The organism is Paramesorhizobium endophyticum, from assembly GCF_014640615.1.
GTDB classification, from domain to species: Bacteria; Pseudomonadota; Alphaproteobacteria; order Rhizobiales; family Rhizobiaceae; genus Paramesorhizobium; species Paramesorhizobium endophyticum.
Genome location: NZ_BMHH01000006.1, coordinates 14,076 through 31,344, shown reverse-complemented (window position 1 = coordinate 31,344; position 17,269 = coordinate 14,076). Strand labels below are relative to the sequence as shown.

Sequence of the window (17,269 nt, the reverse complement as noted above, 5' to 3'; positions counted from 1 at the left end):
CTCTGACCGCCGGATCGCACCCATTTCCGGCAGGTTGCACATCTTGACAGCCGAAAATGCGATATCAAGCAAAAAATCCGGCCACTGCCTCGATTTAGCCGATATGCCGCAGCGCAGCAAGGCAGGCAGCGATTCTCCGCCGCCTTAACCCTAACCGGCAACCATAAATGCCCGGTTTAAAGGGCGTCCAAGGGCCATGGCGGCATGAAAAGCGCGGCCTCGATGGCCTGGCAAGCGGGTTGGAATGTGCCTTGTTGACCTGGAGCAGGCAGCCGGAGGAGGGGTAGCGCCACGCCATGAAAGGTGGTTTTGGCCCCGTCCGGATAGCGTACCGCGTCTTTCGCGGGAACCAGATCGACAGCCAGATGCAGGATAGCGGTCTCTTCGTGTGCAATGCGGAAAAGACCCGCGCCGCGCACCTCGATGCCCCCGGCGAGCGTTTCCGTAGGTGAGGCGATAAGCCTGCCATTCACCGCGCGGATAATCGTGCGGTCGTCGGAAACAAGCGCCGCAAAACCACCGCTCGCGCGCCGAGCATTTATCAGCGCCAGCGCCAGCGCGGACTTGCCGGCACCGGACGGGCCGGTGATGAGGACGCCGCGGTCGCCCAGGAGAAGCGATGTGGCGTGGATGTTTTCACTATTCGCCATGTGCCGCGATCAGGACCCAGCCGGCAGATCGACGATGAAGCGCGCGCCGAGCCAATGGCCGGAGGAGGCGTCTGGCGACGCGGGATCGACGATATTCTCCGCCGTCAGCGTGCCGCCATGGGCTTCGATGATCTGGCGGCTGATTGAGAGACCAAGGCCCGAATTCTGCCCGAAGGCCTCGCTGGAGGGCCTGTCCGTATAGAAGCGCTCGAAAATACGCTCGATATTTTCCGCGCTGATGCCAGGGCCATTGTCCTCCACGAGGACGCGGATGCGGTTGCCGGCATAGTTGAGCGACACGTCGATCCGGCCAGTATCGTCAGGCACGAAGGAACGGGCGTTCTCCACAAGATTGGAGACGACTTGCCCCAGCCGCAAATCGTGGCCCGACACGTAAAAGCCCTTGCGTCCCTGCGGCAGCTTTCCCACCTTCAACTCGATCTTGGTGCCGGATTTGTTGCGCTGCACTTCCTGCGCGGTGGAGACAAGATTGGTGAGCAGCGCCTTCAGGTCCACCCGTTCGGCCTGCTCGCGCGCAAGCTCCGCATCGAGGCGCGAGGCGTCCGAAATATCGGTGATGAGCCGGTCGAGGCGGCGCACATCATGCTGGATGATGTCGAGCAGGCGCTTGCGCGATTCCTCGGTCTTGGCGAGTGGCAGCGTCTCGACCGCGCTCCGCAGCGACGTCAGCGGATTCTTCAACTCGTGGCTAACATCGGCGGCAAAGCTCTCGATCGCTTCGATACGGGCATAAAGTGCGTTCGTCATGGCGCGGATCGAGGTGGAAAGATGGCCCACTTCGTCCTGCCGGTCGGAGAAGTCAGGTATCTCGACACGGTTCTTCACGCCATGGCGGACGCGGTCGGCGGCAGCGGCTAGCTTGCGCAGCGGATTGGCAATGGTCGACGCCAGGAAAAGCGACAGGATCACCATGACCACGGCCACCACCGCGAAGACGCGGAAGATGGCGTTGCGCTCTCCCTGGACGATCTTGTCGATATCGCCGCCCTGCGTGGAAAGCAGGAGCACGCCCAGCACGGCGCGGGAGCGCTGGATGGGAACGGCGACGGAAACGACCAGCTCGCCCTGTTCATTGCGGCGCTGCGCCGTGGCGGGGGAGCCGGTCAGCGCCCGAATCACCTCGGGGAAGGCCGATCCGCTGCCGCCCGGCTGCTCCTGCTCAAGCGGAAGATCGTCGGGCTCGAAGAAGTGCTCGATCCAGTTGTTGAAGCGCTGGAGAAGTCCCGGCTCATCGGATTCGATCGGCGGAAGGTCGTAGCGCAGCACCTGCCCGCCCGAGATCTTGCCGCCGGGATAGGTGGAATAAAGCTGGCTCGAATCGAACAGCAGGATGGTGTTGGTGTCGTAGATTCGGGCGCGCGTGCTGGTGGGGGAGATCAGGCGTCGCAGCAGGCGGGAGACTTTCACCGGATCGATCGGAAATTCCCAGTTTTCCGGCGAATCGGGAGAGGGGGTGATGCTCTGGCCCGCCTGCAGCTCGAGCAGCTTTTCCGGATCGATGACGATGGAGTTGGTATCGACGGTAGCCTGTGCGACGATGGCGCCCGCGATGATCTCACCCTGAGTCATCAGGCTCTCGATCTTGGCGTCGACCAGTCCGGCCCGGAACTGGTTCAGGTACATGATGCCGGAGACCAGCACCGCCAGCGCCGCCAGATTAAGAAAAAGGATGCGGCGGGTGAGGCTGGAAAACAGGAAATGGCCGAGCATGTGCCGCGCGGGCGACAACAGGCGCCGGCGCAGCAGCGAGCGCTGGCGGCGCGCGCGCCGCTCCCTCAAACCCGTGACGGCATTGTTTTCAGCTTCAGCCACCATGACGCGGATCGTGATCCTATTCAGTCTCGCATGAGCTTACCCAAAAAGTCCGCACTTTTTGGGCTCATGCCTCAGCCGCCCCCGCGGGCCGGAATGATCACGCCTCGCGGAAGCGATAGCCAACGCCATAGAGCGTTTCGATCATCTCGAAGCTGTCATCAACCGCCTTGAACTTCTTGCGCAGGCGCTTGATGTGGCTATCGATGGTTCGATCATCCACATAGACCTGCTCATCATAGGCCGCATCCATCAGCGCGTCACGGCTTTTCACCACGCCCGGACGCTGCGCCAGGGAGTGCAGGATCAGGAATTCGGTCACCGTCAGCGTCACCGGCTCGCCCTTCCAGGTGCAGGTGTGGCGCTCCTGGTCCATCACCAGCGCGCCGCGCTCCAGCGACTTCGCCTGCTGGCCCACCGGCTTCGCCGTGCCGTCGCGGGCCGCCACGCGGCGCAGCACCGCCTTGACGCGCTCGACCAGCAGCCGTTGCGAGAACGGCTTGGTGATAAAATCGTCCGCGCCCATCTTGAGGCCGAACAATTCATCGATCTCGTCGTCCTTGGACGTCAGGAAAATTACGGGCAGGTCGGACTTCTGCCGCAAACGGCGCAGAAGTTCCATGCCGTCCATGCGCGGCATCTTTATATCGAAAATCGCGAGATTGGGCGGGCGGGCCATCAGGCCGTCAAGCGCCGAAGCCCCATCCGTATAGGTCTCGACGCGATAGCCTTCTGATTCCAGCGCAATGGAAACCGAAGTCAGAATGTTGCGGTCGTCGTCGACGAGCGCAATCGTCTGCATGGCTGGTATTTCCCTCATGGCGCCTCTCTCCTTAAACAACAAATCAGTCGGCAAACTTGATTTTACCCGACGAGTTTGTGCAGGACAAATTCGGTACAAAATGTGGCATAGCACTTTTTCTGCCTTGAAAACAAATGTTACGGCTCATGCGCTCAAGGGTTGCTTGATCGTGCTTTTTCGCGCAAGGCGAATTTTTAAACGATTTAATTCTGTTTGAAAATTTTTAAATCGATTATTTATTTGAAATCATTCGGCTTTTCTGCTGTCAAAAAATCCAGCCGGTCCTTGAGGCGCTATCAAGGCGGCCTAGATTAACCTTTTTTAATAGAATATGCGGAGAGACCATGAAAGAGACCGGCACACGCAACGCGGCCGCTTCCATCACCAGCTCGGGGCTGAAGGATATCTCCGCAGTCTATTACAATTTCGGCCCCGCCGAACTCTATGAGGAAGCGATCCGCCGCGGCGAGGCGGAGTTGACCGCCCATGGCGCGCTTCTGGCCCGCACCGGGCAGCATACGGGCCGCTCCGCCAAGGATAAATTCGTCGTCCGCGACGCCAATACCGAGGCGCATGTCTGGTGGGACAACAACAAGCCGATGAGCCCGGATGCTTTCGAAACCCTTTATGCCGATTTCATCGAGCATGCGAAGGGCAGGGAGCTGTTCGTCCAGGACCTGATCGGCGGCGCCGACGCGGACTATAGCCTCCGCACCCGCGTGATCACCGAATATGCCTGGCATTCGCTGTTCATCCGAAACCTGCTGATCCGGCCTGAGCGCGAGGCGCTTGCGTCTTTCATACCCGAGATGACGATCATCGACCTGCCATCCTTCCGCGCTGACCCGGCCCGCCATGGCTGCCGCACGGAGACGGTCATCGCCGTGGATCTCACCCGCATGATCGTGCTCATCGGCGGCACGTCCTACGCCGGTGAAATGAAGAAGTCCGTTTTCACCGCGCTCAACTACATCCTGCCACCGAAGGGCGTGATGCCGATGCATTGCTCCGCCAATCAGGGGCCCGATGGCGATACGGCGATCTTCTTCGGTCTGTCGGGCACCGGCAAGACGACGCTTTCCGCCGACCCCAACCGCACCCTCATTGGCGATGACGAGCATGGCTGGGGCGAGCATGGCGTCTTCAACTTCGAAGGTGGATGCTATGCCAAGACCATCCGGCTTTCGGCTGAGGCGGAACCGGAAATCTTCGCCACCACGCAGCGTTTCGGCACGGTGCTGGAAAATGTCGTGCTCGACGAGGCCCGCGTGCCTGATTTCGATGACGGCTCGCTGACCGAGAACACGCGCTGCGCCTATCCGCTCGATTTCATCCCCAATGCGAGCGCCACCGGCAAGGCGGGCCAGCCGAAGAACATCATCATGCTGACGGCGGATGCCTTCGGCGTTCTGCCCCCCATCGCCCGCCTGACGCCGGCGCAGGCGATGTATCACTTCCTCTCCGGCTACACTGCCAAGGTAGCAGGCACGGAGAAGGGCGTGACCGAGCCGGAAGCGACGTTCTCCACCTGCTTCGGCGCGCCCTTCATGCCACGCCATCCGAGCGAATACGGCAATCTGCTGCGCGAACTCATCGCCGAGCATGGCGTCGATTGCTGGCTGGTCAATACCGGCTGGACGGGCGGGGCCTATGGCACGGGCAGCCGCATGCCGATCAAGGCAACCCGCGCGCTGCTGACCGCCGCGCTCGACGGCTCACTCAAGAATGCCGAGTTCCGCACGGACCCGAATTTCGGCTTCGCCGTGCCGGTGGCCGTGCCCGGCGTTGACAGCGCCATCCTCGACCCGCGCTCCACCTGGACCGACAAGGCGGCCTATGACGCGCAAGCGGCAAAACTTGTCGGCATGTTCATCACCAATTTCGAGAAGTTCGAGGCGCATGTCGACACGGAAGTAAAGGGTGCGGCCCCCGCGCTGGTGGTCGCGGCGGAATAAGCTTGGCTCCCTCCTTCCCCCTTGCGGGGAAGGTGCCCGCGTCAGCGGGCGGATGGGGTGGTGACGGGTGCGCTTTTGCTGGAGACAATGGCGTAAACGTCACCACCCCCACCCGACCCTTCGGGCCACCCTCCCCGCAAGGGGGAGGGAGGGGCGCCAACCGCCCGCTTTTTTGCTATATTTCTCTCCATGGAAGAGAATCGCCGCCTGATCCGCATTAATGCCCGTATTTCCATCCGCGAGGATGATCTCGGGGAGGCGTTCATTCGCGCCGGCGGCCCGGGCGGTCAGAACGTCAACAAGGTTTCGACTGCCGTGCAATTGCGGTTCAGGGCAGGGCAGGCGGGTTTGCCCGAGGAGGTTTTCCAGCGTCTGATCAGGCTTGCCGGGCAGCGGGCGACCAAGGAGGGCGATATTCTGATCGAGGCCAGCCGCTTCCGTACGCAGGAGCGCAATCGCGAGGACGCGCGTGAGCGGCTCGTCGCCCTTCTCGCCAAGGCCGCCGAACCGCCCCCGCCGCCGCGCAAGAAGACGAAGCCCTCCAAAGGCGCGATCGAGCGGCGGCTCAAGGAGAAATCCGGCCGTTCAGGCATCAAGAAAATGCGCGGAAAAGTGAGTGGGGATTGACGGGATAATGACGGGTTTGCCGGAAGGGTTTCGCTACCTCCCCGACTATTTCGACCGCGCGGCACAGGAAGCGCTGGTCGAGGCTATCAGGACTATCGTGGCCGAAGCGCCGCTTTTTGTCCCGGCCATGCCCAAGACCGGAAAGGAAATGAGCGTGCACATGACCAATTGCGGGATGCTCGGCTGGGTAACCGACAAGGAGCGCGGCTATCGCTACCAGCCGACGCATCCGGCGACGGACGAGCCATGGCCCGCAATTCCGGAAGTGCTTATGGCGCTCTGGCGCGAAGTTGCCGATTATCCGCATCCGCCGGAAGCCTGCCTCGTCAATTTCTACTCGGACAAGGCGAAGATGGGCCTTCATCAGGACAGTGACGAAAAAGAATTCGGCGCGCCGGTGGTCTCTCTCTCGCTGGGGGACACCTGCCTTTTTCGCGTCGGCGGCACGAAACGCAACGACCCCACGCAATCCTTCAGGCTCAAGAGCGGCGATGTCGTCGTGCTTGGCGGCGCGGCTCGGCTTGCCTTTCACGGCGTCGATCGGATTTATCCCGCAACCTCGACGCTGCTAAAGAATGGCGGGCGGATCAATCTGACGCTGCGCCGCGTGACGAAGCCGTAGAACGCTCTGAATTACACCGGCGGCGTGCCATTATCCGCCAGCACATCGCCTGCCAGATAGAGCGAGCCGCCGATCAGGATGCGCGGCGGGACATCGCCTGCATTGGTATTGTCGCGCAGGATTTTCAGCGCGTTTTCGACCGAATGCACCGGCTCGGCTGAGATGCCCGCTTCCTCGGCCGCCACCGCCAGCGCTTCATGCGCGATGCCAGCGTCGCTGGAGCGGATCGGCACGGTGAAGACATGCTTCGCCATGCCCGTAAACGCCTTGAAATAACCGACGGGATCCTTTGTGTTGATCATGCCTGATATGAGAAACAGCGGGCGTGGAGAGCGTTCTTCCAGTTCCGCCATGGCCTCGGCAATCACGATGCCCGCGCCGGGATTATGCCCGCCATCGAGCCATATCTCCGCTTTAGCCGGGGCAAGGTCCACCAAGCGCCCCTGTGTGAGCCGCTGCATCCGCGCCGGCCATTCCACCGTCGTCATGGCTTTTTCGATTGCGCGGTCGGGAATATCGAAGCCTGCGGCGCGCACCGTCTTGATCGCTGCGGCAGCGTTGCCGAGCTGGTGGCGGCCCACAAGGCGCGGCAGGGGCAGGTCCATGAGGCCCGTCTCGTCCTGATAGATCAGGCGGCGGTGCTCTTCATGAGCGAAGAAATCCTGGCCATAGACGAAAAGCGGGGAGCGCAGCCTTTCGGCGGTCTCGATCATCACATTCCGCGCCGCATCGTCCTGCTGGAAGCCGACCACGACCGGGCAACCGCGCTTGATGATCCCGGCCTTCTCCGCCGCGATCAGTTCCACCAGGTCGCCGAGATAGGCCTGGTGATCGAGCGAAACCGGCATGATCAGGCTAACGGCTGGCTTGGGAATGACGTTGGTGGCGTCGAACCGACCGCCAAGCCCTACCTCCAGCACCACCGCATCGGCGGGATGCTCGGAAAAGAGGACGAAAGTGACGGCGGTCAAGATCTCGAAAACCGTGATCGGCTGGCCGGCATTGGCCTCCGCCACTCGCGACACTGCTTCCGCCAGCACATCGTCGGCAACGAGCCGCCCGCCGTCGGGCGCGCCAAGGCGATAGCGCTCGTGCCAGTTGACCAGATGCGGCGAGGTGTGGACATGCACCGTCAAGCCAGCGGCTTCGAGCAGTGCCCGTGAGAAGGCGCTCGCCGAACCCTTGCCATTGGTGCCCGCGATATGGATCACGGGCGGCAGCTTCAGATGCGGGTTGTCCAGCGCGCCGAGCAGCCGCGTGATGCGGTCGAGCGACAGGTCAAAACCTTTCGGATGCAGGCTTAGCAGCCGCTCGATTTCCTGCTCGGCGGTTTTGAGCGCCATGATCGTCAGGCGGCGATGCTGGCGGGAGCGCTCGTCGCTGTGCTGGCCGCCGGCTGTTTCAGCATGAGACGCAGCAACCGCGCGATAGTCGCCTTCATTTCGAGCCGCGAAACGACCATGTCCACCATGCCGTGCTCCATGAGATATTCGGCGGTCTGGAAGCGTTCGGGCAGCTTTTCGCGGATCGTCTGCTCGATCACGCGCGCGCCGGCAAAGCCGATCATCGCGCCAGGCTCGGCGATATGCACATCGCCCAGCATGGCGTAGGAGGCCGAAACGCCGCCCGTGGTGGGGTTGGTGAGCACCACGATATAGGGAAGCCCGGCCTCTTTCAGCATTTCCACCGCGACTGTCGTGCGGGGAAGCTGCATCAGGGACATGATGCCTTCCTGCATCCGCGCGCCGCCGGAGGCAGAGAACAGCACCACCGGGCGCTTCTGCGCGATGGCCGTCTCGAAGCCCTTGATGATCGCCTCGCCCGCCGCCATGCCGAGCGAGCCGCCCATGAAGCCGAACTCGTGGATGATGACGGAGATCGGCAGGCTCTCGATGGTTCCGAGCGCGTTGACGATGGTGTCGTCGAGGCCGGTGCGGGCGCGATAGTCCTTGAGGCGGTCGATATAACGTTTTTCGTCGCGGAATTTCAGCGGGTCGACCGGTACCTTCACGCCTTCCAGCATCTCATATTTGCCGTCGTCGAAGAAGAAGCGCAGCCGATCCTTCACGGGAATGCGCATATGATGACCGGAAGCGGGGATCACCCACTGATTGCTTTCCAGATCCTTGTGAAACACCATTTCGCCGGTCTCGGGGTCCTTGATCCAGAGATTTTCCGGCATCTCGCGGCGCCCGAGCATCGAATTGATCTTGGGCCGGACGTAGTTGGTGATCCAGTTCATGATCCCGTTTCCGTTTTCTTTATAATAATCTAAGCGCTTATTCGGCAGCGGCAAGGCGCGCGGCGCGAATTCCGGTGGAAAGCCCGCGTACCATGGTGGCAACGGCCTCAGCCGGGTCGGCGACGAGCGAGCCGTCAGGCCGGATCGTGTTGGCGACGGCGTTGACGATGGCCGTGCCGACGACGACGCCATCGGCGGACGCGCCGATCACCTTAGCCTGCTCCGCCGTCTTCACCCCGAAGCCGACGCAGACCGGTAGTGCCGTATGCCCTTTGATGCGGCTGACCGCCCGCGCAACTTTCGAGGTGTCGGGCAACGCCGAGCCGGTAATGCCGGTCATCGAGACGTAATAGACGAAGCCGGAGGTGTTTTCGAGCACCTTGGGCAAGCGCTTGTCATCGGTGGTCGGCGTCGCCAGCCGGATGAAGTTGATCCCGGCCTTCAGCGCGGGAATGCAGAGTTCCTCGTCCATCTCCGGCGGCAGATCGACGATGATCAGCCCATCGACGCCCGATTCCTTCGCGTCTTTCAGGAAGCGCTCGACCCCATGGATATAGATCGGGTTGTAATAGCCCATCAGCACGATCGGGGTCGTATCGTCGCTCTTGCGGAATTCGGCCGCCATGGCGAGTGTCTTCACCAAAGTCTGCCCGCTTTTCAGCGCGCGCAAGCCCGCCGCCTGAATCGCTGGCCCGTCCGCCATGGGATCGGAGAAGGGCACGCCCAGCTCGATAATGTCGGCACCCGCCTCAGGCAGCGCCTTCATGATCCTGAGCGAAGTCTCGTAATCCGGATCGCCGCCCATGAAATAGGTGACGAGCGCCGGACGCCCTTCCGCTTTCAATGCGGCGAACTTTTTGTCGATGCGTGTGGTCATACTGTGCCCCGTGGCATGGTGCGCGTCAGATAGTCGGCGACGGGTTTTCCGGACATCACCGTTTCCATCCATGCGCGCCGTTCAAAATCGATAATTCCGAGTTCCCAGACGCACGCCATCAGCAATGGCTCCGCTGGTACGAATTCAGGCTCGCCGTCGAGATCCGACCGCCAGACGATCTGCGTAGCGATCCCGCCCTCAAGCCACCAGTGCAGAAGCAGCCAGAGTCCTTCTTCGCCCCGATGAAGGATGGCGAATCCGGCGCCCAGATGCCGCGTTGCCGTGAGCCTATAGGCGGCTCCGGCAATCGTCGCCTTGGCCGCTTCGATTGCGGCGTCCGGCAGCGGGAAGGTTACGTCGGCCTCGATGACCGAAAGCTTGATTATCGTCGGGCCGCACGCCACCACCTCCGCGAACCTTGCGGCTCGCGGCGAATAGGTGGACGTTCCGGCTAGAGCGATGTTCTCGGTCAAAGGATGCCTCAGATTTCCATGCCCAGCAGCTTGCCGACCGTATGCACATCCTTGTCGCCGCGACCGGAAAGGTTGACGATCATCACCTGGTCCTTGCCCATCGTAGGCGCGAGCTTGATGGCCTGGGCGATGGCGTGGGCGGATTCGAGCGCCGGGATGATACCTTCGACGCGGGTGCAAAGCTGGAAGGCTTCGAGCGCTTCGTCATCCAGGATCGGCACATAGGAAACCCGGCCCGTATCGCGGAGCCAGGAATGTTCCGGGCCGACACCGGGATAATCGAGGCCGGCGGAAACCGAATGCCCTTCTAGGATCTGGCCGTCGGCATCCTGCAAGAGATAGGTGCGGTTGCCGTGGAGAACACCGGGGCTACCGGCATTCATAGAGGCGCAATGCTCATCGCCGTCAAGGCCGCGCCCGCCCGCTTCGACGCCGTAAATCTTCACATCTGCATCGTCGAGGAAGGCATGGAACAGGCCGATGGCGTTGGAGCCGCCGCCGACCGCCGCCACAATGGCGTCGGGCAGGCGGCCTTCGCGTTCGAGGATCTGCTCGCGGGCTTCTGTGCCGATCACCGACTGGAAATCGCGAACGAGTTCCGGATAGGGGTGCGGGCCGGCCGCCGTGCCGATCAGATAATAGGTGTCCTCGACATTGGTCACCCAGTCGCGCAGCGCCTCGTTCATCGCGTCCTTGAGCGTGCCGTTACCGGCGGTGACGGGCTTCACCTCCGCGCCGAGCAGCTTCATGCGGAAGACGTTGGGCTTCTGCCGCTCGACATCCGTCGCGCCCATATAGACGACGCAGGGCAGGCCGAAGCGCGCGGCGACCGTCGCCGACGCCACGCCATGCTGGCCCGCGCCGGTTTCCGCGATGATGCGCGTCTTGCCCATGCGCTTTGCCAGCAGGATCTGCCCCAGGCAATTGTTGATCTTGTGGCTGCCGGTATGGTTCAGATCTTCGCGCTTGAAGTAGATCTTCGCGCCCCCCAGATGACGGGTCAGCCCTTCGGCATAATAGAGCTTGGATGGCCGGCCCGCATAATGGGTCGAAAGCGCCTGCAGTTCGGCCCTGAATTCCGGATCGTCCTTGGCTGCCTGGTAGGCATCCTGCAGGTCGAGGATCAGCGGCATCAAGGTTTCGGCTACGAAACGACCGCCGAAAATGCCGAACATGCCCTCTTCGTCGGGGCCTGTCTTGAATGAGTTTGGTTCAGCCGGCTTGTTCAACGCTTCGCTCCATCATGTTCGGGTAAAACGCTTGGGCGTTCCATTTGTCGCCGCGCGAATGGCCCGGAAGAATTCCTCGATCAGGCGTACATCCTTTTCGCCCGGCGCGCGCTCCAGGCCCGAGGAGATATCGATGCCCGGCGCGTTCGTCCTGGTAAGCGCCTCGGCGATATTGCCCGCGTTCAGCCCACCGGAAAGCATGTAATCGAGGCTCCCGTCAAGCGCCGCTAGCAGGCTCCAGTCGAAGGAGACGCCGTTGCCGCCGGGAAGGTCGGAACCAACAGGCGGCTTCGCATCAAAGAGTAGACGATCGGCAACGCCCCTGTAAGGCTCGATCGCGGCAAGGTCGGCCGCATCGCGGATGGAAAGGGCCTTCATGACCGGGAGGCCATAGCGCGCCCTGACATCCACCACCCGCTCCGGCGTCTCGCGCCCATGCAATTGCAGCATGTCAGGACGCATTGCGCCGGTGATTTCATCAAGCAAGGCATTGTCGGCATCGACCGTGACGGCGACAGCCTTCGCCCGGTCATCCGCCGCGAGGCGCAGCCGGCCCGCCAGTTCAGGCGAAACATTGCGCGGGCTTTTAGGAAAGAAGATGAAGCCGATATGCGTCGCGCCGCCAAGAAACGCGGCTTCGACCGCCTCGGATGTCTTCAATCCGCATATTTTGATATCGAGAGCCATGGTCTGCCCACGTCGCATAAATTAGCGGGCGAGTCGAGTATTTACGCTGGCAGGCTAGCCAAGATGTGCGCCAAATCCGTGGCCGAGGAGGAATTTATATGCCTCCATCACCCGCGGCGGCACGGTCTGCGGAATCTGGAAGCCCTTCGCCGGGTAGTCGCGGATCCGTTTCACGTCGCCAACCATCTCGTGGACAAGCTTCTCGAACGGATAGTCCGCGGTCGGCTGTTCCTCGAAGGGAACGGGCGGCGCGGTGATCGATGCCTCCACCCGGGGCCATTGCTTGCCGATGGTGGCTAGTGCCCGGCGCTGCGTCTGCGGTTTCGTCACGATGATGACGCGCTTGAGAGCATTGCCCAGAAGGTCGTGCGAGAAGCGGATGTTTTCGCCGATATTGGTTGCTTTGGGTTCGATCAGGATAGCCTTTTCCGGCACGCCTTCGGCAATCGCGACGTCGGCGAAGGTCTCCGCCTCGCTCTTCTCATAGAGCCCTTCGGTCCAGTTGCCGGACTTGCCTGTAAAGACCAGCTTCGGCGCAAGCCCGGCCTGAAACAGCGCCGCGCAATGTTTCGCCACGCGCAGATCATAGCTGCCAAGGCCGATGATCGCATCGGCGGGCTTTAATTCGTCATAAACGAGATGATAGTTCCACAGCGTGAGCGCCGCTTCGTACACGCCGTTATTCATGAGAATTCGATGGCTTGCAGCACGGCGCCATTGCGCTTCAGCCAGACCTTGCACCGCTCCGTGTCGGGACAAAGCTCGAGGCACAGCTTCCAGAATTTCGGCCCGTGGTTCATTTCGATGAGATGGGCCACCTCATGCGCCACCAGATAGTTTATGACCGGGGCAGGGGCCATCGCGATGCGCCAGGAGAAGGAGAGCACGCCGTCCGAGGTGCAGGAGCCCCAGCGGCTCTTGGTGTCCTTGTAGCGGATCGCCTTGGCGCGGCGGCCGACATCAGCCGTATGACGGGCGACCAGCGCTTCCATCTCGCGCTGGGCCTCGCGCTTCAAATAATCGGCGATGCGGCGCGGCAGATGCAGCCGGTCGCCATGGACGATCAGCATCCGCTCGCCATCCTCGCCTATGGCGGTTTCCACCGTGCCGCGTCCCGGCTCATGCACGATCAGATGCGGCACGCCGCGGATGGGTATCTTGATGCCGGGGCGCACCAGAGCGCGGTCGGGCAGCTTGGCGATGCGGGTCTCGATCCAGCCTTCGTGGCGGGAGAGGAAGCGATCCACCTCACGCGCCGGAAGGCCCGGCGGGATGGTAACGCGCAAACCCTTGCCGCCGGCCTCGATACGCAGCGTCAGCCTTGTCGCGCGCGGATTTTCCACCACGCGCAGCGGCAAGGTCCGCCCGGCAACCTCGTAGGCCCGGTCATTTTCGGCATCCAAACTCTTTTGCGGTGTAACGCGAGACTGAACCATGGACTGCAACCATAGACGATTCGTGGAAAATTTTATGTGAAAGTCTTCCCAAACAGAGACGGCGCGGATGATCCGCGCCGTTTCGTGGTTAAGGGCATGTTAAAGCCGGATCAGTCGATATCGGTGATCTGCGAGCCGGACTTCGCGGCGGGGGTCTTTTTCCCGGCGCTACGGCGTTCGGCCATGAAGCGGTCGAACTCTTCCTTGTCCTTGGCGCGGCGCACTTCGCGGGCATAAGCCTCGAAATCGGCGCGAGCCTCGTCGAGCTTGCGGCGCTCTTCGGCAAGGTGGTCGAGCTCCTTCTGGCGCCAATCGTCAAAAGCGGCATTACCGGACGAGGAGAATGCTCCGCCGCGCGGGCAGGCATTGCGGAAATTCCTGAAAATGCCGTCGGTGGCGTTGTTCACGTCACTTTTGAAGCCTTCCAGGCGGTCACCCCAGAGGATGTAGACGAGCATCGTAAGGCCGAGAGGCCACCAAACGAAAAACCCGATGATCATCAGGGCGATGGTAGCCGGCGTCCAGGCCGGACGGATCAATGCGGAACTGTTCATGTCAACTCCGTGTAATCTGGGGCATGATCCCGAGAAGTTGCAGACTTCCAGGTAAGATCATGCGGCCAAAGATAAGCCAGCCCCTATTGGTGGCTACGATTCGCGAAGTGGTGAATGAATTATGACTTTTCAAGGCGCAATTGCGCGATTCCTCCGGGGAGTCAGGCCGATTTGAGCGATTTTGCGTGATCGAGCCCAGCCACGGCGAGGCCCGCCACCAGTGCCCAGAAGGCCGAGCCGATGCCGCCGATGGCAATGCCCGAGGCGGTGACGGCGAAGGTGACGATGGCTGGAAGCCGCTCGGTCTCCGATTTCAGCGCCAGCACGAGGGCATTGATGAAGGGCGCGATCAGGGCCAGCCCGGCGATGAGCACGATCAGCGCCGCCGGCAGAACAGCGAAAAGCGCCACCAGCGAAGCGCCGAAAATGGCGAAGATCAGGTAGCAGAGCGCGTAAACAGGACCGGTGAGCCAGCGCTTTGCAGGATCGGGATGCGCGTCCGGCCCGGTGCAGAGCGCCGCGGAAATCGCTGCCATATTGCTGGTATGCGCGCCGAAGGGGGCCGTCAGCAGCGATGTCAGGCCGGTAACTTGCAGGCATGGCCCGGTCGGCGGCTCATAACCCGCTGCCCGCAGGACGGCGAAGCCCGGCAGGTTCTGCGAAGCCATGGTGACGAGATAAAGCGGCAGCGCCAGCCCGATCATGGCATTGGCATGGAAGACGGGGCTGATCAAGGCGAGCGTCGAGAGCTCAGGCGCGGGCAGTTCCGGCACCCTGGCAAGGGCAAAGGCGAGGGCGATCCCCGCGAAAAGCACGGCAAGCACGGCGAATGCGGGGTTGAACAGGCGGATAATGAAGAACAGCGCCACCAGCGGCAGCACCAGCATGGGATCGACCGCCAATGTCTTCGCCGCGCCGGTGACGAAGCTCATCAGCACCCCCGCCAGCATGCCGGAGGCGATGGAGGCGGGAATGCGCGAAACCAGCGTCGAGATCGGCTTGATGAGCCCGGTGGCGATGATGGCGAGCGCGGTGACGATGAAGGCGCCCACGGCTTCCTGCATGGTGAAGCCCGTGCTCGCGCCGATGAGCGCCAGCCCCGGCGTCGACCAGGCGGTGATGATCGGCATCTTGTAGCGCCAGCTCAGCCAGGCGGAAGATAGTGCGAGCGCCAGGCAGACCGCCGTGACCCAGCTCGCGGTTTGAGCCTGCGTCGCCCCCAGCGCCTGCGCGGCGGCAATGATGAGCGCCAATGTGCCGCCGAAGCCGACAAAGGCCGCGACACTTGCGGAAGCGATGACGGAAAGGCGCATGGGTTAGTGCCTTCCGTTATCAGATTGAAATGTTGGCGGGACAGTACCCCCCTCTGCCCTGCCGGGCATCTCCCCCACAAGGGGGGAGATTGGGCCTTCATAGGCGTTCGGTACCAATCTCAGGCGTTGTAGGATGAGAGCGGACCGTTGTGTCAGCCAATCTCCCCCCTTGTGGGGGAGATGCCCGGCAGGGCAGAGGGGGATGTTTGGCGCTTTCATCAGAATTCTAATTCCCTGAAGCAATACGCTCGGCGAGCGCCGCCACCGTACGCGTGAGAAGATCGAGATCCTGCGGCCGGGACAGCCGATGGTCGCCGTCGCGCACCAGCGTCAGCGTCACATCGTCCATCGGCAGGTGCTCGGTGAGGGCGAGGGCATGGGTATAGGGCACATCAGCATCTTCCATGCCTTGCAGGATATGAACGGGGCATCCCGTCTCTATTATGCCGCTGAGCACCAGATTCTCACCCCCGTCATCGATGAGTTTGCGGGTGTAAATGTATGGATTGGGGGAGTAATCGGATGGTTTTTCGAAATAGCCCTTCTCGATAAGGTCCCGTTTCTCCGCTTCCGTCATCTGCGGCTCGACGAGCAGGGCGGTGAAATCGGGCGCGGGTGCGATAAGCACGATGCCATCAGGTCCATTGCCCGAGCGGCCAAGCCCCTGCGCCATGCGCAGCGCGATCCAGGCACCCATGGAGGAGCCGACGACGATTTGCGGGCCTTCCGCGAAGCGGTGGTAGACGGCGAGGCTTTCCTCCAGCCAGCGCGAGATGGTGCCTTCGTTGAAATCGCCGCCGGACTGGCCATGGCCGGAATAATCATGGCGCAGGCAGGAATGCCCCATCTCAGCCGCCCATCCATCCAGATGCACCGCCTTGCCGCCCATCATGTCCGAACGGTAGCCGCCGAGCCAGACGAGACCGGGCGCCTTCGGTCCCTTGCGATGCAGAACGGCGATCTTTGCCCCCTGCACATCGATGAAATGGGGTGTCGCGTCCTCCATTGCCCGTCTTCCTTCCTGCGTCCCTGTCACGCCCGCTTGTTGCTTCGCATCTCTGCCATGTAATCGAAGCGCTTGGAACCCCGCATTGAAAAACCGCCAAATGTGGCCAATATTCATCGATTGTCGGCAAATGCTTGGCAGGAGTGATTTCTTGCTGCAAAGATGCTATTGACATCCGCGCGCGCTTGGCGACATTGCCGCCAAGAGTTTTGTTGTGCGTGGAACCAATGGCGCCGACAACCAATTCGAGAGGCGTGAATCGCCTCAGAAGGATATAACTAGGAGATAACGACCATTCGCCGACCGTTCAGAGCGTCGCCGGTCCAGAAAGACGGACCGCGCTCCAACCGAGATATCCGGGTCCCCCGGGTCCAGCTCATCGATGCCGAAGGTCAGAACCTCGGCAACGTGTCCATTCAGGAAGCAATCGCGCTCGCCGAGGAGGCGGGGCTCGATCTCGTGGAGATCGTGCCGAACGCCGAGCCGCCCGTATGCAAGATCGTCGATCTCGGCAAGCTGAAATACCAGAACCAGAAAAAGGCTGCCGAAGCCCGCAAGAAGCAGAAGACGGTCGAGATCAAGGAAATCAAGATGCGTCCGAACATCGACACCCATGATTATGAGGTGAAGATGAAGGCGGTGAGCCGCTTCTTCGAAGAGGGCGACAAAGTCAAGATCACCCTGCGCTTCCGTGGCCGCGAAATGGCGCACCAGGAGCTCGGCATGAAGCTTCTCGAGCGCGTCAAGGAAGACACGGCCGAGGTTGCCAAGGTCGAAGCCGAGCCGCGCCTCGAAGGCCGCCAGATGATGATGGTGCTTGCGCCGCGTTGATTTGGTCTGCCATTTACTATTCGGAAAAGCCGCCTTGTGCGGCTTTTTCTTTGAGGTGGAGTATTGGCCGTTTTCCGCCACAAATAATCCACGAAATATCCCGACACCGGCGCGCCTCAATCGGGTGGCGGG

At 61.8% G+C, this 17,269-nt stretch carries 18 protein-coding genes; 4 read left to right on the top strand and 14 right to left on the bottom strand.

The genetic code is table 11. From position 1 onward, the window contains the following. Window positions 1-176: 176 nt before the first annotated feature. The 3 genes from IEX53_RS08960 to IEX53_RS08950 all read right to left on the bottom strand — a co-directional run bounded on the left by IEX53_RS08960 (window position 177) and on the right by IEX53_RS08950 (window position 3,303). A complete protein-coding gene (locus tag IEX53_RS08960) occupies window positions 177-650 on the bottom strand; it encodes an HPr kinase/phosphorylase (protein ID WP_188823588.1) in 474 nt (157 codons plus the stop codon). Between the two features lie 9 nt (window positions 651-659). Beyond that, window positions 660-2,486 (bottom strand): sensor histidine kinase, encoded by a 1,827-nt coding sequence (locus IEX53_RS08955; protein WP_188823586.1) that lies wholly within the window; start codon window positions 2,484-2,486, stop codon window positions 660-662. 97 nt (window positions 2,487-2,583) lie between these two features. Continuing rightward, complete coding sequence (locus IEX53_RS08950) at window positions 2,584-3,303, bottom strand: response regulator transcription factor (protein WP_188823584.1); 720 nt, start codon at window positions 3,301-3,303, stop codon at window positions 2,584-2,586. A 326-nt stretch (window positions 3,304-3,629) separates the two neighbouring features. On the opposite strand from IEX53_RS08950, the gene IEX53_RS08945 reads away from it, so the two are divergent. From IEX53_RS08945 to IEX53_RS08935, 3 genes are all read left to right on the top strand, one after another. After that, window positions 3,630-5,240, top strand: coding sequence for a phosphoenolpyruvate carboxykinase (locus IEX53_RS08945; RefSeq protein ID WP_188823582.1), 1,611 nt, complete (start codon window positions 3,630-3,632; stop codon window positions 5,238-5,240). A 189-nt stretch (window positions 5,241-5,429) separates the two neighbouring features. Then, on the top strand, window positions 5,430-5,867 hold the full coding sequence (arfB, locus tag IEX53_RS08940) for an alternative ribosome rescue aminoacyl-tRNA hydrolase ArfB (RefSeq protein WP_188823580.1): 438 nt from the start codon (window positions 5,430-5,432) through the stop codon (window positions 5,865-5,867). A 7-nt stretch (window positions 5,868-5,874) separates the two neighbouring features. Next, window positions 5,875-6,489: an alpha-ketoglutarate-dependent dioxygenase AlkB family protein gene (locus IEX53_RS08935; protein WP_188823578.1), complete on the top strand. Its 615-nt coding sequence runs from the start codon at window positions 5,875-5,877 to the stop codon at window positions 6,487-6,489. An 11-nt stretch (window positions 6,490-6,500) separates the two neighbouring features. On the opposite strand, the gene IEX53_RS08930 is transcribed toward IEX53_RS08935, so the two are convergent. The 11 genes from IEX53_RS08930 to IEX53_RS08880 all read right to left on the bottom strand — a co-directional run bounded on the left by IEX53_RS08930 (window position 6,501) and on the right by IEX53_RS08880 (window position 16,306). Then, window positions 6,501-7,832 carry a bifunctional folylpolyglutamate synthase/dihydrofolate synthase gene (locus tag IEX53_RS08930; protein WP_188823576.1) on the bottom strand — a complete coding sequence of 444 codons (1,332 nt, stop codon included), beginning with the start codon at window positions 7,830-7,832 and terminating at the stop codon, window positions 6,501-6,503. A 5-nt stretch (window positions 7,833-7,837) separates the two neighbouring features. Next, window positions 7,838-8,731 (bottom strand): acetyl-CoA carboxylase, carboxyltransferase subunit beta, encoded by an 894-nt coding sequence (accD, locus tag IEX53_RS08925; protein WP_188823574.1) that lies wholly within the window; start codon window positions 8,729-8,731, stop codon window positions 7,838-7,840. 37 nt (window positions 8,732-8,768) lie between these two features. After that, on the bottom strand, window positions 8,769-9,608 hold the full coding sequence (trpA, locus tag IEX53_RS08920) for a tryptophan synthase subunit alpha (RefSeq protein ID WP_188823573.1): 840 nt from the start codon (window positions 9,606-9,608) through the stop codon (window positions 8,769-8,771). After that, window positions 9,605-10,081, bottom strand: coding sequence for a hypothetical protein (locus tag IEX53_RS08915; protein ID WP_236016110.1), 477 nt, complete (start codon window positions 10,079-10,081; stop codon window positions 9,605-9,607). Before IEX53_RS08915 ends, trpA begins: the two co-directional genes overlap by 4 nt. A gap of 8 nt (window positions 10,082-10,089) precedes the next feature. Further along, window positions 10,090-11,310: a tryptophan synthase subunit beta gene (trpB, locus tag IEX53_RS08910; RefSeq protein WP_188823571.1), complete on the bottom strand. Its 1,221-nt coding sequence runs from the start codon at window positions 11,308-11,310 to the stop codon at window positions 10,090-10,092. A 12-nt stretch (window positions 11,311-11,322) separates the two neighbouring features. Continuing rightward, a complete protein-coding gene (locus IEX53_RS08905) occupies window positions 11,323-11,997 on the bottom strand; it encodes a phosphoribosylanthranilate isomerase (RefSeq protein ID WP_188823569.1) in 675 nt (224 codons plus the stop codon). Window positions 11,998-12,051: 54 nt separating this feature from the next. Further along, window positions 12,052-12,684 carry a YdcF family protein gene (locus tag IEX53_RS08900; protein ID WP_188823567.1) on the bottom strand — a complete coding sequence of 211 codons (633 nt, stop codon included), beginning with the start codon at window positions 12,682-12,684 and terminating at the stop codon, window positions 12,052-12,054. After that, on the bottom strand, window positions 12,681-13,433 hold the full coding sequence (locus IEX53_RS08895) for a M48 family metallopeptidase (protein WP_188823565.1): 753 nt from the start codon (window positions 13,431-13,433) through the stop codon (window positions 12,681-12,683). Before IEX53_RS08895 ends, IEX53_RS08900 begins: the two co-directional genes overlap by 4 nt. 110 nt (window positions 13,434-13,543) lie before the next feature. Beyond that, the gene (locus IEX53_RS08890) at window positions 13,544-13,987 is read right to left on the bottom strand and encodes a DUF2852 domain-containing protein (RefSeq protein ID WP_188823563.1); all 444 of its coding nucleotides are present in this window, start codon (window positions 13,985-13,987) and stop codon (window positions 13,544-13,546) included. Between the two features lie 161 nt (window positions 13,988-14,148). After that, complete coding sequence (locus IEX53_RS08885; RefSeq protein WP_188823561.1) at window positions 14,149-15,300, bottom strand: benzoate/H(+) symporter BenE family transporter; 1,152 nt, start codon at window positions 15,298-15,300, stop codon at window positions 14,149-14,151. Window positions 15,301-15,526: 226 nt separating this feature from the next. Next, window positions 15,527-16,306 (bottom strand): alpha/beta hydrolase, encoded by a 780-nt coding sequence (locus tag IEX53_RS08880; RefSeq protein ID WP_188823559.1) that lies wholly within the window; start codon window positions 16,304-16,306, stop codon window positions 15,527-15,529. Between the two features lie 294 nt (window positions 16,307-16,600). Between IEX53_RS08880 and infC the strand changes: the two genes are divergently transcribed. Further along, window positions 16,601-17,137: a translation initiation factor IF-3 gene (gene infC / locus IEX53_RS08875; RefSeq protein ID WP_188823988.1), complete on the top strand. Its 537-nt coding sequence runs from the start codon at window positions 16,601-16,603 to the stop codon at window positions 17,135-17,137. Window positions 17,138-17,269: the final 132 nt, after the last annotated feature.